The sequence below is a fragment of the Staphylococcus pseudintermedius genome, from assembly GCF_001792775.2.
Classification (GTDB): Bacteria; Bacillota; Bacilli; order Staphylococcales; family Staphylococcaceae; genus Staphylococcus; species Staphylococcus pseudintermedius.
On the sequence record NZ_MLGE02000003.1, the window covers coordinates 172649 to 188774 of the forward strand.

Annotated in this window: 20 protein-coding genes; all 20 read right to left on the minus strand. The window is 37.0% G+C overall.

Going from position 1 to position 16126, the window contains the following annotated elements:
* Window positions 1–3: 3 nt before the first annotated feature.
* Complete coding sequence (locus BJK46_RS03685) at window positions 4–726, minus strand: class I SAM-dependent DNA methyltransferase (RefSeq protein WP_015729258.1); 723 nt, start codon at window positions 724–726, stop codon at window positions 4–6.
* A complete protein-coding gene (gene rsfS, locus BJK46_RS03690; RefSeq protein ID WP_014613765.1) occupies window positions 726–1082 on the minus strand; it encodes a ribosome silencing factor in 357 nt (118 codons plus the stop codon). Before rsfS ends, BJK46_RS03685 begins: the two co-directional genes overlap by 1 nt.
* Entirely contained in the window at window positions 1083–1667 is a 585-nt protein-coding gene (gene yqeK / locus BJK46_RS03695; RefSeq protein ID WP_014613764.1) for a bis(5'-nucleosyl)-tetraphosphatase (symmetrical) YqeK, read from the minus strand. It abuts the gene before it with no gap.
* Window positions 1645–2226: a nicotinate (nicotinamide) nucleotide adenylyltransferase gene (gene nadD, locus BJK46_RS03700; RefSeq protein WP_014613763.1), complete on the minus strand. Its 582-nt coding sequence runs from the start codon at window positions 2224–2226 to the stop codon at window positions 1645–1647. The genes yqeK and nadD overlap by 23 nt, the downstream gene beginning before the upstream one ends.
* Before the next feature lie 2 nt (window positions 2227–2228).
* Window positions 2229–2522, minus strand: a complete 294-nt coding sequence (yhbY, locus tag BJK46_RS03705; RefSeq protein ID WP_014613762.1) for a ribosome assembly RNA-binding protein YhbY — start codon at window positions 2520–2522, stop codon at window positions 2229–2231.
* Between the two features lie 10 nt (window positions 2523–2532).
* On the minus strand, window positions 2533–3345 hold the full coding sequence (aroE, locus tag BJK46_RS03710) for a shikimate dehydrogenase (protein ID WP_015729259.1): 813 nt from the start codon (window positions 3343–3345) through the stop codon (window positions 2533–2535).
* A gap of 15 nt (window positions 3346–3360) precedes the next feature.
* Window positions 3361–4461 carry a ribosome biogenesis GTPase YqeH gene (gene yqeH, locus BJK46_RS03715; protein ID WP_015729260.1) on the minus strand — a complete coding sequence of 367 codons (1101 nt, stop codon included), beginning with the start codon at window positions 4459–4461 and terminating at the stop codon, window positions 3361–3363.
* Window positions 4462–4989, minus strand: coding sequence for a YqeG family HAD IIIA-type phosphatase (locus tag BJK46_RS03720; RefSeq protein WP_014613759.1), 528 nt, complete (start codon window positions 4987–4989; stop codon window positions 4462–4464).
* A gap of 72 nt (window positions 4990–5061) precedes the next feature.
* On the minus strand, window positions 5062–5748 hold the full coding sequence (locus BJK46_RS03725) for a 5'-methylthioadenosine/adenosylhomocysteine nucleosidase (RefSeq protein ID WP_014613758.1): 687 nt from the start codon (window positions 5746–5748) through the stop codon (window positions 5062–5064).
* Window positions 5749–5997: 249 nt separating this feature from the next.
* On the minus strand, window positions 5998–7236 hold the full coding sequence (locus BJK46_RS03730; protein ID WP_014613757.1) for an NRAMP family divalent metal transporter: 1239 nt from the start codon (window positions 7234–7236) through the stop codon (window positions 5998–6000).
* A 3-nt stretch (window positions 7237–7239) separates the two neighbouring features.
* Window positions 7240–7998, minus strand: coding sequence for a 5-oxoprolinase subunit PxpA (pxpA, locus tag BJK46_RS03735; protein WP_014613756.1), 759 nt, complete (start codon window positions 7996–7998; stop codon window positions 7240–7242).
* Entirely contained in the window at window positions 7988–9358 is a 1371-nt protein-coding gene (locus BJK46_RS03740) for an acetyl-CoA carboxylase biotin carboxylase subunit (protein ID WP_014613755.1), read from the minus strand. The genes pxpA and BJK46_RS03740 overlap by 11 nt, the downstream gene beginning before the upstream one ends.
* 13 nt (window positions 9359–9371) lie before the next feature.
* Window positions 9372–9818: an acetyl-CoA carboxylase biotin carboxyl carrier protein gene (locus BJK46_RS03745; protein WP_014613754.1), complete on the minus strand. Its 447-nt coding sequence runs from the start codon at window positions 9816–9818 to the stop codon at window positions 9372–9374.
* Window positions 9809–10834 (minus strand): 5-oxoprolinase subunit C family protein, encoded by a 1026-nt coding sequence (locus BJK46_RS03750; RefSeq protein WP_014613753.1) that lies wholly within the window; start codon window positions 10832–10834, stop codon window positions 9809–9811. The genes BJK46_RS03745 and BJK46_RS03750 overlap by 10 nt, the downstream gene beginning before the upstream one ends.
* Entirely contained in the window at window positions 10824–11558 is a 735-nt protein-coding gene (pxpB, locus tag BJK46_RS03755) for a 5-oxoprolinase subunit PxpB (RefSeq protein WP_014613752.1), read from the minus strand. The genes BJK46_RS03750 and pxpB overlap by 11 nt, the downstream gene beginning before the upstream one ends.
* 255 nt (window positions 11559–11813) lie before the next feature.
* Complete coding sequence (gene greA / locus BJK46_RS03760) at window positions 11814–12290, minus strand: transcription elongation factor GreA (protein WP_014613751.1); 477 nt, start codon at window positions 12288–12290, stop codon at window positions 11814–11816.
* 26 nt (window positions 12291–12316) lie between these two features.
* Window positions 12317–12940 carry a uridine kinase gene (gene udk / locus BJK46_RS03765; protein WP_014613750.1) on the minus strand — a complete coding sequence of 208 codons (624 nt, stop codon included), beginning with the start codon at window positions 12938–12940 and terminating at the stop codon, window positions 12317–12319.
* A 3-nt stretch (window positions 12941–12943) separates the two neighbouring features.
* Window positions 12944–14209, minus strand: coding sequence for a peptidase U32 family protein (locus BJK46_RS03770; protein ID WP_015729261.1), 1266 nt, complete (start codon window positions 14207–14209; stop codon window positions 12944–12946).
* Between the two features lie 18 nt (window positions 14210–14227).
* Window positions 14228–15157: a peptidase U32 family protein gene (locus BJK46_RS03775; RefSeq protein WP_015729262.1), complete on the minus strand. Its 930-nt coding sequence runs from the start codon at window positions 15155–15157 to the stop codon at window positions 14228–14230.
* Window positions 15150–15794 carry an O-methyltransferase gene (locus BJK46_RS03780; RefSeq protein WP_014613747.1) on the minus strand — a complete coding sequence of 215 codons (645 nt, stop codon included), beginning with the start codon at window positions 15792–15794 and terminating at the stop codon, window positions 15150–15152. Before BJK46_RS03780 ends, BJK46_RS03775 begins: the two co-directional genes overlap by 8 nt.
* Window positions 15795–16126 lie beyond the last annotated feature (332 nt).

Here is a 16126-nt window from a genome sequence, read left to right on the forward strand (position 1 = left end):
TTGTTATTTTTTTACAATAAAGAATAAGCGGTCACTTTCTGGGGCTTGTAAAGCTTTATTAAAATCATAAAATGTTTCGATATGATTAAAACCGACTTGTTTCAGCATATCGATATACTGATCCTTTTCAAAAGTGCGCTGATATTGTGATTCATCTTGTCTGACGTAAGTTTGTGCTTCATTTAATATAAAGAATGTTAAATCATGCCAAACACTGTATGGTGCTTCAGCAGGTTCAGTTTGCCATACTAATGTTAAATCTTCACGGTCATCAAGATAAACTTGTCCGTTAAACTGATGTGTCATTTTATGCGTCGTATGGACGTCGAAAATGAAGTAGCCATCTACATTCAAATGTTGGTAAACATGTTCAAACGTTGCCACCACAGCCGTTTCATCAGCTAAATAATTCAAACTGTCACAAAGAATTGTAATTAAGTCAAAGTCGGTATTCAGATTAAAATCCGACATGTCACCTTCAATCCATTGCACTTGACTTGATTTTTGTTTGGCTAAAACTAACATTTCAACACTTAAATCCATACCCATGACTTCATCAGCAAATTGCGTAAAATGCTGTGTCAAAGTTCCTGTGCCACAACCGATGTCGAGCACACGAGAAACCTTTTGTTGTTGAAGTGTCTGTTGTATCAAATCGAGCCACAGATCATAGGGTTGATCATCGGTGAGTCGATCGTAAAATGCACTTAAGTTTTCATATTGCATTATGAGTTAATAACCTCTTTATAACCTAACATCTCAACATCTTGATACAATTTTTCAAGGTTGTAATAGCTACGTTCGTCCTTATGGAAGACGTGTACAACAACATCCGTTAAATCTACAAGTATCCAACGCGCTTCATTAAAACCTTCCATACGCTTCACTTCAATTTGGTGTGACTCAGCACTTTCTTTAACAGCACGAGCAATCGCTTGGACTTGTCTTTCGTTATTCCCATGACATACAACAAAGTAATCAGTGAGATCAGAAACACCACTCATATTAAGCGAAATAATTTCTTCCGCTTTTTTTGCATCGGCTGCTTCAACTGTTAACATTAATAAATCTTTTGCGTTCATTTAATCATCCTTTATTTTAGAGTCATTAAAATTATAGTAGTTCAGACAATCAATAGTGGATTGGTACACGCTAACATCTTTTTTGACGAGGTACAAGACAGTTCTTTTTGAAATTTCATAAATTGTTTTATCTAACCCACCGCCATTGTATACCAAATCACGAATTTCTTCCACTTTTGGCGTATTTCGACCAGGTTCAATATAGTCAGCAATAAAGACTAATTTTTCGGTTTTAGTCATGTGCTTACGGCCAGTTGTGTGGTTGTATATTGCTAATAAAATTTCGTCATCTTGGATACCATATTGATGCTTCATTATTGCTGCACATACAGGTCCATGTAAAATCTCTGAGCCATAACTTAATAAATCATGGCCGAGATCATATCGTGTCACTTGCTGGTATAAAAAGCTTAAATCATCATATTTACAAAAGTCATGCAAAATCCCTGCAAGTTCGGCTTTTTCTTTATCTCCCTCATAAATCTCTGCCAATTTGACTGCCGTTTCAGCTACGCGTAAAGAATGTTCAAATCTCTTTTTCGGTAGCTTTTGTTCGACAAGTTCAATCGCAAATGTTCGATCCATATAACCCCTCCTTCAATATGTAGTGCTCGACATTGAGCGGCACCCACATATGAATTGTTTGTTGTTGAGACCTTCTCTGACGAATTTCAGTTGAGCTGATCGCCATCTCTGGTATGTTAACCATCATGATTGCATCGTCATCTGATTGAATCACAGCACCACGATTCACGACGACAAATGTTACAAAAGATTTCAGAGCATCAATTTCATACCACCGATCAAGTTGCTCATATTGGTCCGTTCCGATGACAAAAAATAACTTTGCATCCGGTGATTCTTGACGTATATTCAACAAAGTATCGTAAGTGTAGCTTTGGCCTTTACGTTCAATTTCATCTAAACGAAGCGTTCCAAACCCCAAATTTTCTATGACCAACTTAACCATTTGAATACGATGTTCAACCTCAATTAATTCATCATGCTTTTTCAGTGGTGACATAAAACTAGGCATAAAATAAAAGTGATCCGGTTGAATAGTTGCATTCACTTCACTTGCAACCATTTCATGTCCACTATGAATCGGATTGAATTGTCCACCATAAACAACGATTTTTTCCATATTTATGGTAACTCGATTTGTTTATTTTCTCGAGATTCTTTATAGAGGACAATCATCGAACCGATAAGTTGGACTAATTCACTATCCGTTGCTTGACTAATATTTTGTGCCAATTCGCTTTTATCATCCATATTGTTTTGTAAAATATGAATTTTAATCAATTCGCGATTTTCGAGTGTTTCTTTTAATTGCTCTACCATATTTTCGTTAATCCCAGACTTACCGATTTGGAAAGTAGGATCAACATGATGTGCTTTACTTCTTAAAAATCTTTTTTGTTTACCTGTTAATGCCATAATGGCCTCCTTAAGTCGTTGTTGGATTTAATTTATTTAATACTGCGTTGCGCATCGTCGTAATATCACTCTCTAAACCTGTCCATATTTTAAAACTTTCAGCACCTTGATAAATAAACATATCTAATCCATTATAAGTCGAAAATTCTTTTTCAGCGGCTTCTTTTAAAAATGTCGTCTGAAATGGAATGTAAATAATATCACATACAAGCACATCAGCTTTTAACTGTGCAAATGACATGACACTGTCTTGAGATTGATGCATCCCAAGAGGTGTCGTGTTAATAATAATATCAAATTGATGGGCAATAGATGCGACATCTTCAAGTGAGTGCGGTTGAATTTGAAGTTGCCAATCATTGAAACGAGACATCGTACGATTTGCAACGGCTATTCTTTTATCAGACACTTGAGATAACGCATAAGCAATACCTTTACTTGCGCCCCCTGCACCGAGTATTAAAATGTGCGCACCAGTTAAGTCACCATATTTCACCTGTAATCCTTTGACAAATCCGGTACCGTCCGTGTTATAGCCCATCCATTTCCCGTTTTCCACTTTAACTGTATTCACTGCACCAATGGCTCGCGCTTCATCTGACATGTCATCTAAATAGTTGATAATGCGCTCTTTATGCGGAATCGTCACATTAAAACCGTCAAGTTCTTTTTCACTAATAATATCGCGAATATGCTCAAAATGTGTTGGTGGAATATTAAGTGCTTCATAGTCGTAATCTAAGTTTAAACTTTTAAAATTCGCATGATGCATCAGTGGAGACAATGAATGGTCAATCGGATGTCCAATTACTGCAAATTTCATTGAATCTCACACTCCTTACATAATTGAAGGTCTCAATGTCACTTCGACATTTTGAGGTACAATCACTTGTAATTCTGCACCTGCGTCCACAGTGACAAAGCCTAAACCTGAAATCATAATGTCTTTTTTCTCATTTTCCGTCGTTAAACGAACTGTTTTTAACTGTTCAAAGTCAAAACGATCTTTCGGGGACGGTGGTGATAATAATGTACCAATTTGTTTGCGCCACAATTCATCTGCTTTTTCTAATTTTGTGCGATGGATGTTCAATTCATTTGAAAAATAACAAACGAGCGGACGTTTACCACCTTTTAAATAATCGACACGCGCTAAACCACCTATAAATAACGATTGCGCTTCATTTAATTGATATACACGTTGCTTAATTTCTTTTTTAGGCATAATCGTATTTAATGCCTTTGTCGACACATAATGGGTCATTTGATGTTCTTGAATAATCCCTGGCGTATCATACATATAGTGATTATCATCAATCGGAATATCAATCATATCCAATGTCGTACCTGGAATACGCGAAGTTGTGACGACATTTTTTTCGCCTACTGTTTGTTCAATCAACTTGTTAATCAACGTTGACTTTCCGACGTTCGTTGTACCGACGATATAGACATCTTGGCCATTACGATGCTTTTCAATTGTTTGTAATAAACCATCAATACCAATGCCTTTATATGCAGAAATTAAACATACATCTTCAGGATATAAACCGTATTCTTTAGCTAAACGTCTTAGCCATTCAGAAACACGACGCTTATTGATTTGTTTCGGCAATAAGTCAATTTTATTAGCAACTAAAATAATCTTTTTATTGCCGACAATACGCTTGACCGCATGAATAAAAGAACCTTCAAAGTCAAATACGTCGACTAAATTTACAACAATACCCGGTTTGTCTGATAAGCCGTTTAATAATTTTAAAAAGTCGTCACTTTCCATGCCCACATCTTGCACTTCATTATAATTTTTCAATCTAAAACAACGACGACAAATGACATCTTCTTTTTCTAAACTTGTTTTTGGAACGTAACCCGGTTTTTGTGGGTCGTCAGATTGTAATGTTGCCCCACAACCAATACATTTTAAAGTTTCAGTCAATTACGATTCCTCCCATTTAATATAGCCTTTTCTTTTAAAATGCTTTAATAATCGTCGTTCAACTAAACGATTAAATTTTGTGATAAAACCATCTGAATTTTTCACCGGTACGACCATAATTGTATAAAGGCCATGTCGATTACCACCAAATACATCTGTTAACATTTGGTCTCCAATCACTACCACTTCATCCTTTTGCATGCCCATTTGTTCGGTCGCACGGCGCAATGCTTTCCCTCTAGGTTTTTGCGCTTTAAAAATATAATCCACTTTTAAATTTTGGCAAAAGGATTTCACGCGTTGTTCATTATTATTAGAAACAACAGTCACTTTAAATCCTTGCTCATCTATAGTTTTAAACCAATTTTCAACTTTAGGTGTCGGTTGCGCTTCATCCCAGCCGACCAATGTATTATCCAAATCTGTGATAATCCCTTTGATATTCAATTGTTTCAGTTTGTCAAAATCAATTTCATAAATCGAATTCACATATTGATTTGGTAAAAATAATTGCTTGATGATACCCATGTTCATCCTCCACTTTAAAAGACTTCATTCGTTATATTATAGCATATTTATGTGCAATCATAGTGTGTTTTGTCAGAGCACTTTCACAAGTTCGTTGACCATTTGACTTGATGACTTTGCTGCTACTTTAAGGAAAGCTTCAAATGTCATTCCCGCTTCACCGTCAGCTAAATCAGAAATCGCTCGTGTCACGATAAAAGGCACATTAAACTGGTAACATGTTTGCGCAATGGCAGTGGCTTCCATTTCGACAGCTAATGCATTAGGAAAATATTCCAAAATAGCTTGACGCTGTTCGTTTGTGCCGATAAAGCTATCACCTGAAACGATTAGGCCCTCTCTACCGTTTTGATTTAAAGATTTTAAGACGTTATCTACTTTTTCAAATAATGACGTATCTGCTTCAAAATAAGTTGGCATACCTGGGATTTGTCCCATATCATAGCCGAACGCCCGTGCATCAGCATCGTGATATGCGACTTGTCGACTAATGACCACATCGCCAAGTGCTAAGCCAGGCTGTAATCCTCCTGCAGATCCTGTGTTAATGATACATTGGGGTTGAAAACGATCAATCAGTAAACTTGTAGAAATGGTTACATTCACCTTACCGATACCGCTTTGAGTTAAAATAATATCTTTGTCGTTCAATGTCCCTCTATAAAAAATGGCATGTGCGATTTTAATTTCTTCTACCGCATCCATTTGAGATTTTAAAATTGCTACTTCTTCTTCCATTGCACCGATGATTCCGATCATTCATATGCCTCCTCAATCCATTAGCTGTTTCATTTTATGTTTACCGTTGTTATTTTATCATATTTATATATTAGCGTTCAGTTTTATCATTGAGATGTTGCTGTCATTTAACGAAAGCAAATGATTAAACAACGATATCCAAAGCTATTCTTTCATACTCATACTCGATTTCAATAATCAATCTTATAACAAATTGAGGGCCAAGACAACTGAATGTCCTAGCCCTTAATCATTAATCGGATTGAATTTTTATTGACTCCACAATGCAGCTAAACCTTGTAACGAGAAGAAGCCGGTAAAGATAGTAACGATAACTGCAACAATACCGAATAATAACATCCAAGTGGGGTGTTGATAATCTCCAACAATACGTTTATTTTTCGAAGCAATCAATACAGTTCCTAAAATAATAGGAAGAATCAAACCGTTTAATGCGCCTGCAACAATTAATAATTTCACCGGTCGACCGATAAATAAGAAAATCAATGTCGATACAACGATAAATGTCACGACGACATAATTATCATACGTTCTCAATTTGTTGTGCATTGTTTTAATAAATGTCGTACTCGTATACGCTGAACCAATAACAGATGACATCGCCGCCGCAAACAGTACGATACCAAAAATATTTTTACCGATTGGCCCAATAGCATGTTCAAAGACAGAAGCTGGTGGGTTTTCAGGATTTAAAGCGACACCTGTGACAACAACACCAAGTACGGCTAAAAATAGTAAACTTCGCATCACACCTGTTGTTAGAATCGCTGAAATAGCTGAATGATTCACAAATGGTAAGTAGTCTTTCCCTTTAATCCCTGCATCAAGAATACGGTGCGCACCTGCAAATGTAATATAGCCACCTACAGTTCCACCTACTAATGTGATAATGGGTAGAACAAGTGCTGAAGGATTTTCTGGCAATACCATACGTTGTGCTGCTTCTACATATGGCGGATTGGATTGAATCATAACGTAAGCAACAATTAAAATCATGAGTACTCCGAGAATCATCGTAATGACATCCATGATTTTCTGGCCATTTTTAGAAATAAAAACGAGAATCGCAATAACCGCAGTAATCGCGGCACCTACACGAACATCTAAACCAAAGATGGCGTTCAAACCTAGTCCAGCTCCGGCAATATTTCCAATATTAAAAGCCAATCCCCCTAATGCGATAAGGAGAGAAATAAAAGTACCTAAACCTTTAACAACTTCATTAGCAATTTCTTGGCCACGATAACCCGTTACAACTAGGACACGCCAAATGTTAATTTGTGCCCCAATATCAATAATGATAGATAATAAAATTGCAAATGCAAAACTTGCTAAAAATTGTTCAGTAAACACTGCAGTTTGTGTTAAAAATGCAGGCCCAATTGCAGAAGTGGCCATTAAAAATACAGAGCCGAGTAACAACCTTCGATGCGCTTTAGTGAATACAAATTCACCTGTTTTTTTAATTTGATTGGACTGTTTCTTCATCGCTTAACCCCCTAAAGTTACAATATCGACATTCACCTCTGATAAACGCGAACGAATTTCTTTAACGAATTCAAGTGCATGTGCCCCGTCACCATGAACGCAAATTGTATCCGCTTCAATTTCAATCACTTCACCTGAAATCGCTTTAACTGTGCCTTCCGTTACCATTTGTACCACTTGCGCAATGGCTTCTTCACTCTCTTCAATCGTTGCGCCTTCTTTTTTACGGCTCACTAATTGTCCATCACTTTCGTAACGACGATCTGCAAATACTTCAGACGCGACTTTAAGACCTTGTGCTTTACCGGCATCAATGAGTAATGATTTTGATAATCCGACTAAATACAGATTCGGATCAATATCATAAACTGCTGAAGCAATCGTACGTGCAATGGTTTCATCTCTGACAGCCATTTGATAAAGTGCGCCATGCGGTTTGACATGATTAAGCACAACACCATTAATATCACAAAACATTTTTAAAGCGCCCACTTGATATACGACCATGTTATAAATCTCAGTTAATGACATATCCATATTGCGTCGGCCAAATCCTTGTAAATCTGGAAATCCGGGGTGGGCACCTACACGCACGCCGTTTTCTTTAGCACGTCGTACAGTTTCAGCCATCACATTTTCATCACCCGCATGAAAACCACATGCAACATTGGCAGAGGTAATCAATGGTAAAACTTCTCGGTCATTGCCGATTTGATAATTACCAAAACTTTCTCCTAAATCACAGTTTAAATCAACTTTCATCTTCATTCCCCTCCTTAAAAATACGATGACGATCTAAGAATTTAATGTCCACATCGCGTGCATCGCCTTCATAATATGGTGGATAAGATAATACTGCATATAAGAAATCTGCTGTCGTTGTAAATCCATCAATCACCAGTTCATCCAATGTGACTTTTAATTTTTCAATCGCATGCGCACGATTTTCACCTTTAACAATCACTTTTGCGACGAGTGAATCATAATATGAAGAAACAGTATATCCACTATAAAGTAAAGAGTCAACACGTACATTGAATCCTTGGGGTAAATGCAACCTTTGAACTGTGCCAGGTGTCGGACGAAAGGCTTTTTGTGGATCTTCTGCATTAATTCTCGCTTCAATGACATGCCCATAAAAATGAACATCGTCTTGTGTAAGTGAAAGTGTGCCCTCTTGCATAATGCGTAGTTGTTCACGTACTAAGTCGATATCTGTACGCATTTCCGTCACTGTATGCTCAACTTGAATACGTGCATTCATTTCAATAAAATAATATGCATCTTCCGTGACGAGAAATTCAATCGTACCCGCACTGCGATATTGTGCTGCTTTTGCGACTTTTACAGCATCATTACAAATTTTCTCACGTTTTTCTTCAGTTAATGCACTACATGGTGACTCTTCAATCAGTTTTTGGTTTTTACGCTGCACTGAACAGTCACGTTCCCCTAAATGAATATATCGTGATTGTCCATCTCCAAGCACTTGCACCTCAACATGTTTCGCAACAGGTATAAATGCTTCAACATAAACGCGGTCATCATTGAAATATTTGTTGCCTTCGCTTTTCGCCTCTTTAAATGCGCGTTCAAGTTGTGACTCTTCTTTGACGATACGAATCCCTTTTCCACCGCCACCACTCGCTGCTTTAATGACAAGTGGATAACCAATTTCCTCAGCAAGTGCTTTAATTTCATCAACGGATTCGACTGACGATTTAGAGCCAGGTATAATCGGCACACCTGCTTTATCAACCGTTTGACGTGCAGTAATCTTATCGCCCATTCGTTGCATCGTTTTTTTCGTTGGTCCGATAAAGTAGAGCCCTTCATTTTCTACCTTTTCAGCAAACACAGGACTTTCAGATAAAAAGCCATAACCGGGGTGAATGGCGTTTGCTTTTGTAATTTCAGCAGCAGCTAATATTTTACGTATATTTAAATAACTGTCTAAAGGGTTCGCTTGACCGATACAAACTGCCTGATCTGCTAATTTAACATGTAGACTATTTTCATCACCCACGGCATAAATAGCGACAGACTCCATTTTCAGCTCTCTTAACGCACGTATAATACGAACCGCAATTTCACCTCTGTTTGCAACTAATACTCGAAACATGTAATCCCCCCCTTTACTTCAATGTTAAAATAACTTGATTAAATTCAATATTTTCGCCATGACCAACCAACACTTCTTGAACTTCACCTGATTCATCTGCTGTTACTTCATTCATCACTTTCATCGCTTCAATGTAGCCGATAATATCCCCTTTATTGACTTTATCGCCTACTTTTACAGCAGGTTTAGTTAATTCTTTTTCATCTTGTAAATAAAATGTCCCAATCATCTGAGAACGAATCACTTTAGTATTATCTTCTGCAGATTCATCAGTTTGCTGAGTTTGTTCTACGTGTTGGTTTGACCGCTGCGTGCTTTGTGGTGGGTCTACAGGCGCTTCTGTTTGTTGAATGGACGATAAATCCAATTCTAGCTCCATCTCGTCATTCCGATATTTAAAATGCTTCGCGCCGTATTGTTTTAATAAATTTAACGTTTGCTCAATTTGTTTTAAATCCATGGTATACTATCTCCTTTTAGAACCTTTTTAATTTTTTGTTGTGTAGGTCTAATGTTGTGCAGTAAACGTTGAGGCCGTTGACGAATTTGTGCTTTTGCCTCTTCTAACTTTCTATTTTTTCGTGCTAAAATTTCATTCGCTTCGTTAAATGTCATCCATTCGAATTTCACCTTATCACCAGGTTGTTTTTGGACAATATCGACAATATCAGAATCAATCACAGTGCCAATTTTAGTGTAGCCCCCTACTGTCTGCCGGTCATTAAGTAGAATAATCGGATGACCATCTTTAGGCACTTGGACACTTCCTAATGCGACTGGCTCAGAAATGATGTCAGCATCTGTAAAAGGTTGTATCGATGGCCCTTTAAGTCTGTAGCCCATGCGATCTGAATTTTCTGAAATAGTGAATTCGAGCTGCTCAAGTTCTTTAATCGTACGTCGTGTAAATGATTCTAGCTGTGGTCCATCCATTAATCCAATCGGCAATTGTCGCGCTTTCGTAAAACTTGAAAAATCACTCGAACGACCGATGAGCTGATAATCTAAAAATGATGGTTGTGTAGGAATGATGTCATTGACTTTCAATGCACGACCTTTGAAACCTCCAATTCCTGTCCGTGTATGTGTCGCATAGCTACCTTCAAAAAGTGGAATATCTAATGGTTTCGCAAATCCGATATAACCACGCATCCCATGAATGACATGTCCTATTTCTAAAACATCATTTTTTTCGACCTTGATAACAGTTTGATGTGAGACAGGTTGCCCATTCAACGTGGCTGAAAATGGTGCACCAGTCATCGCAAATAAGTTTTGATCGAGAAATTTGATCGTTGGGCCAATCATCGTAATTTCTAATGCGGGTTGTCCCTCTGTTTCTAATAAAGTGTTTAAAATCTCATAGCTCGGGCGATCCATTACACCAGCAGGAGAATAACCTTCAAACTGATGACCTAAACGTCCTTTGTCTTGAACTGTCGTAAACAATCCAGGTTTAATTATTTTAATGGCCATCTTCTATCATCACCCATTCATCATAGTCTAATTGATTTTTACGCACATACTTTTGAATATGTAAAAATTGTTCTTCATTAATGGAATAAAATTTAATTCTGTCACCAGGTTGATATAAAATTTTAGGCTCCCGTTTCGGATTAAAAACATCTATCGGTGTACGCCCTATAATTTGCCAACCTCCTGGTGAATCGGATGGATATAAACCTGTTTGATTATTCGCAATCCCAACTGAGCCTGCATCGATTTTAATTCTTGGTTCTTCTTTTCTCGGCGTATGAAGGCGAGGACTCAAACCACCTAAAAATGGAAATCCAGGCATAAATCCAATCATATAAACAAGATAATGATTTTCTGTATGATATTGTATCACTTCATCCACCGTTAAATGGTTATGATCCGCGACAATCTCAATATCCGGTCCCCATTTCCCACCATAGAGAACTGGAATATTCACGATTCTCTTTTGAACCATATTTACCTTCGTTTGTTGCATGTCCAATGTATCAAGTTGTAGTGCTTGAATTAACGTTTCGAAATCTGTCTGAATGCCATCGAAATATACCATAATTGCACGATAAGAAGGTACAATTTCATGTATGTGCGGATGGTTCATCTTTTGAATATGTTCCACTACAGCATTGACATGTTCATAAACCGATTCACTAATTTCTGCTTTGAAGTAGATTATAAAAGATTGCTCGCTAATTTGTCGAAAATACATGTACATCCCCCTTTTCGGAAAGCCCTTACAATTATATATATTATCATTATACAGTATCAGTGACAATTAAGTATTGACGAATATAAGAGAATAGCGCTCGGAATTATAATCTTTACAACCCAGTTAACTTATAAGTATAAAAATAAGCTGGGATACAATGAAGTTTTCCCAGCCGCTTTTCTTCCGATGCCTCACATCAAATATTTAATTATATATTGAGATGATGCTTGTACGCATACAGATTTGGCGAATTGATTAATGAATATCTACAATTTTAACATTCATTTCGCCACCATTTGGAAGAGGAACACGTACTTCGTCATCTACTTGTTTACCAATAAGTGCTTGTGCCATTGGAGATTCGTTTGAAATCTTGCCATTAAATGCATCAGATTCAGCTGAGCCCACGATTTGATAAGACTCTTCGTCGTTACCTGGAAGCTCAACGAATGTTACCGTTTTACCAATTTGGACAACATGGTTATCGCCAGTATCTTCAATGATTAAAGCATGACGTAACATTGTTTCAATACGTTGAATATCCTGCTCGATAAAACCTTGTTCATCTTTCGCTGCATCGTACTCTGAGTTCTCAGATAAGTCACCAAAACTACGTGCAACTTTAATTTTTTCAACCACTTCAGGGCGTTTGACTGTTTTTAATTCTTCTAATTCTTTTTCAAGTTTTTCGTATCCTTCTTGCGTCATTGGATATTGTTTTTGGTTTTCCATTGTCTGCATCTTCCTTTAACTATGATTTAATCTTTTTTACGTACAAGTGCTTGAATCTTAGTTGTCATGATGTCAATAGCAACTTTATTTGAACCACCTTCAGGAATAATAATATCCGCAAATTTTTTCGTTGGTTCAATAAATTGGTTATGCATTGGCCTCACAACAGTAAGATACTGATCAATTACAGATTCCATTGTACGACCACGCTCTTTAGTGTCTCTCACAAGACGGCGCAAAATTCTTAAATCTGCATCAGTGTCTACGTATATCTTAACATCCATCATATTGCGCAATTCTTCATTCTCGAGCGCAAATATACCTTCTACGATAATAACATCTTTAGGTTGAAATGCAATCGTTTTATCACTGCGTGTATGATTTGTATAGTCATAAGTCGGTACTTCTACACTTTGACCTGACTGTAATGATTTAAGATTTTGGATTAACAAATCATTATCAAACGCAAATGGATGATCATAATTTGTTTTAAGACGTTGTTCAAATGTCAGATGTGATTGGTCTTTGTAATAATAGTCTTGTTCAATGAGTGCAACACTATGCCCTTCTAAATTATTCATTATTTTATTTGTCACAGATGTTTTACCCGAACCAGAGCCTCCAGCAATACCAATGATCGTTGTTGCCATTCTTTAAACTTCCTTTCTCATCATGTTGTTTGGATAAATAGGCTGGTCAACTTTGATTTGCACGACTTGTAATGGGTGTCGTGCCGCATCAAGTTCATTTCCTTCTTCATCATAAATCTTATCGACGACTTGTTTAAAGGTTTGAATTTCAGGTCCGAAAAACTCTACTTCTTGACCTGGTTTAAAGTGATTTCTTTGTTGTATTGTCGCCATTTGACTGTCTTTATCATAGTCTAATACTAAGCCGATAAAGTCAAATGGTGCTTTTTTACTTGATTCATTTCCAAACATTTGTTCTTCATAACCTGGTGTCCCTTTGAAAAATGCGGGTGCGGTATCGCGGTTCGCACATTTATCTAATTCAAAGAGCCATTCCGGTTTAATTTTGAAATTTTCTGGGTCTGCAGCATACGCATCAATCACTTTACGATAAACTGAAACGACTGTTGCAATATAGTGAATAGATTTCATTCGGCCTTCGATTTTAAGTGAGTCAATTCCTAAATCCATCATGTTCGGAATTGATTCAATTAATTTTAAATCACGTGGACTCATTGCAAATGGCACGGCATTACCATCTTCATAATAGACATCTAGTTCGCCGTCATTATCAACTGTTAATAAATCATAATCCCAACGACAACTTTGGCAACAACCCCCACGGTTAGAATCACGTGCTGTCATATGGTTACTCAATGTACAACGGCCTGAATACGCAATACACATAGCACCGTGAATGAAAGCTTCAATTTCGATATCCACTTTATCTTTAATTTCTTGCATTTCCATCGCACCTGTTTCACGGGCAAGTACGACACGGTCTAAGCCTTCTTCTTTCCAATATTCTACGGCTTTATAGTTACTTAATGATTGCTGTGTAGATAAATGGATTTCTAACTTCGGTGCAACACGTTTACACGTTTCAATAATTAATGGGTCTGCTACGATAATACCTGTTGCACCTGTTGCTTCTAATTGCTCTAAATAGTCATCTAGACCCTCCATATTTTCATCATGTGCAATAATATTTGTCGTTACATAAATTTTAGCACCGTAACGATTTGCAAATTCAACACCTTCACGAATTTCGTCCATAGTAAAGTTGTCCGCATTTGAACGCAACCCATACTCTTGACCGCCGATGAATACAGCATCTGCACCATAATGAACGGCGATTTTTAACTTTTCTAAATTACCAGCAGGCGCAAGTAACTCAGGCTTTTTCATTTTCGCATGCGTTGCTGGTTTAACTTCTTCAAGTACCTTCATCCATGCTCTCTCCTATCTTTAGTATACTGTTTGCTTGTAATAGAATCCTTCATCAAACGGTCGATGCTCTGGTTGTATTGCTTCAATTGGGTCTACAAGCATAAATTTTTCATCTTCATACGTATCTGGATCTTCTTCATATAAATCAATCGCTTCACGATATTGCTCAGTCGCTATATTGATATATTCTTCTGTTTGGAGTACCCCATCAATTTTCAAGCTATCGATTCCCGCTTCAAATAGTGGTTCTAACTCCTCAATTAAACAAATATCGTTCGGCGACATAATATGCGTACCATTATAATCTTCAAAAACAGGGTATTTATTATCACGCTCTTCATCGTAAAGTAATAATTGACTGTCCGTTGCTGCTTCATTACGTTGAATTTTCATTTGACGGTCTTGGAATGTATAGTAGTTTCCTAATAGCATACGTTTCGATTGGAACATACACGTCATACCATGGACCTGCACTTCAATCTCAACATCACTATTTTCTTTGATGTTCAAAATTTCTTCTAAACTTAACTCCCGCGCAAGCACCGCTCTTTTCGCACCACGTCTTCCCCAATAATTACATTGAAAGTGGTTCGTAACGAGTGTTTCTGCATTCCAGTTTAAAGGTATAGGGTTTTCTTGTTGCTTTACAATCATCACTACTGCAGGATCACCAAAAATAATACGATCTACTCTAATTTCATGCAAAAACGCGATATAATCTTCAAGCGCTGGAATATGATAGTTATGGAAAATACCATTTACTGCAGCGTATGCTTTTTTACCAGCATGATGAATGATTTCAACCGCTTTTTTCATCTCTTCTCGATTGAATTCCCCGGCTAATCTTAAGCCAAACTTTTCTTCACCGATAACAAATGCATCTGCTCCCTTTTCAATTAAGGTTTCGATGTGACTTAAAGACTTCGGTGTCACTAATAACTCAGTCATGTTTACTCTCCTTTATTGATATCGCTAGCCCATCATCCATATGAATAAAATTCGTTGTAAAACCTTGTTGTTGACTTAACCATTGATTGTATCGTTGTACCTTTTTTACCATTTGTTTGACATTGCGACTTCTTACTACATCGATGTCCGCAACGAAACCATGGTATAAAATATTATCTGTTATCATAACACCTTTTTCGCGTAACAAAGGACAATAAAGCTCAAAAAAGCGTTGTGATTGTGCCTTAGCAGCATCGATAAAAATCATATCATAAATACGGTCATTCACGAGTTCAAATGCTTCTGTCGCATCTGCTTCAATTAAACGAATTTGATCCGCATAACCATATTGACGAATATTTGTTTTCGCTTGTTGAATCATTTCTTCATTGCGTTCAATGGTCGTCACGTTAATCGATTTATCCACTGAAGCGAATTGCATCGCACTGTAACCAATTGCACTACCGACCTCTAAAATTTCTTTCGGCTGATGTAGACGAATGATTTGTTGAATGAGATCTAAAGAAAGCTGATCGACAATAGGCACTTGATGTGTCTCGGCGTAGTTACGCAATTGGTCGATATCATTGTCATATTGTTTTAAGCTTAAAAGATATGATTGATTTTTATCTTCCATGTATTCTTGACTTCCTTTTTATATTCTAAAAATCATCAAAAAATAAACCAGCCAAGTTGGACTGATTTAACTTTGATGTCTGTATATGCATCACGGAAATAATGTTCGTTTATCCGTTCTTTCATAGCATTTTAAAATGACTTCTATACATTTTATCACATAATCGCTTGACTGATAAGCTCCAATCATCATTTTAGTGAAAGATTTCATGGAATTCAATACCCCTTCTTTATAATAGTTTAGTAATAAAGGTGACGAAACGAACTTATATTACAGATTTGTTATCATGCATCACAAATTAAACTGTGATTTTTATCCTAAAGAGAACAATC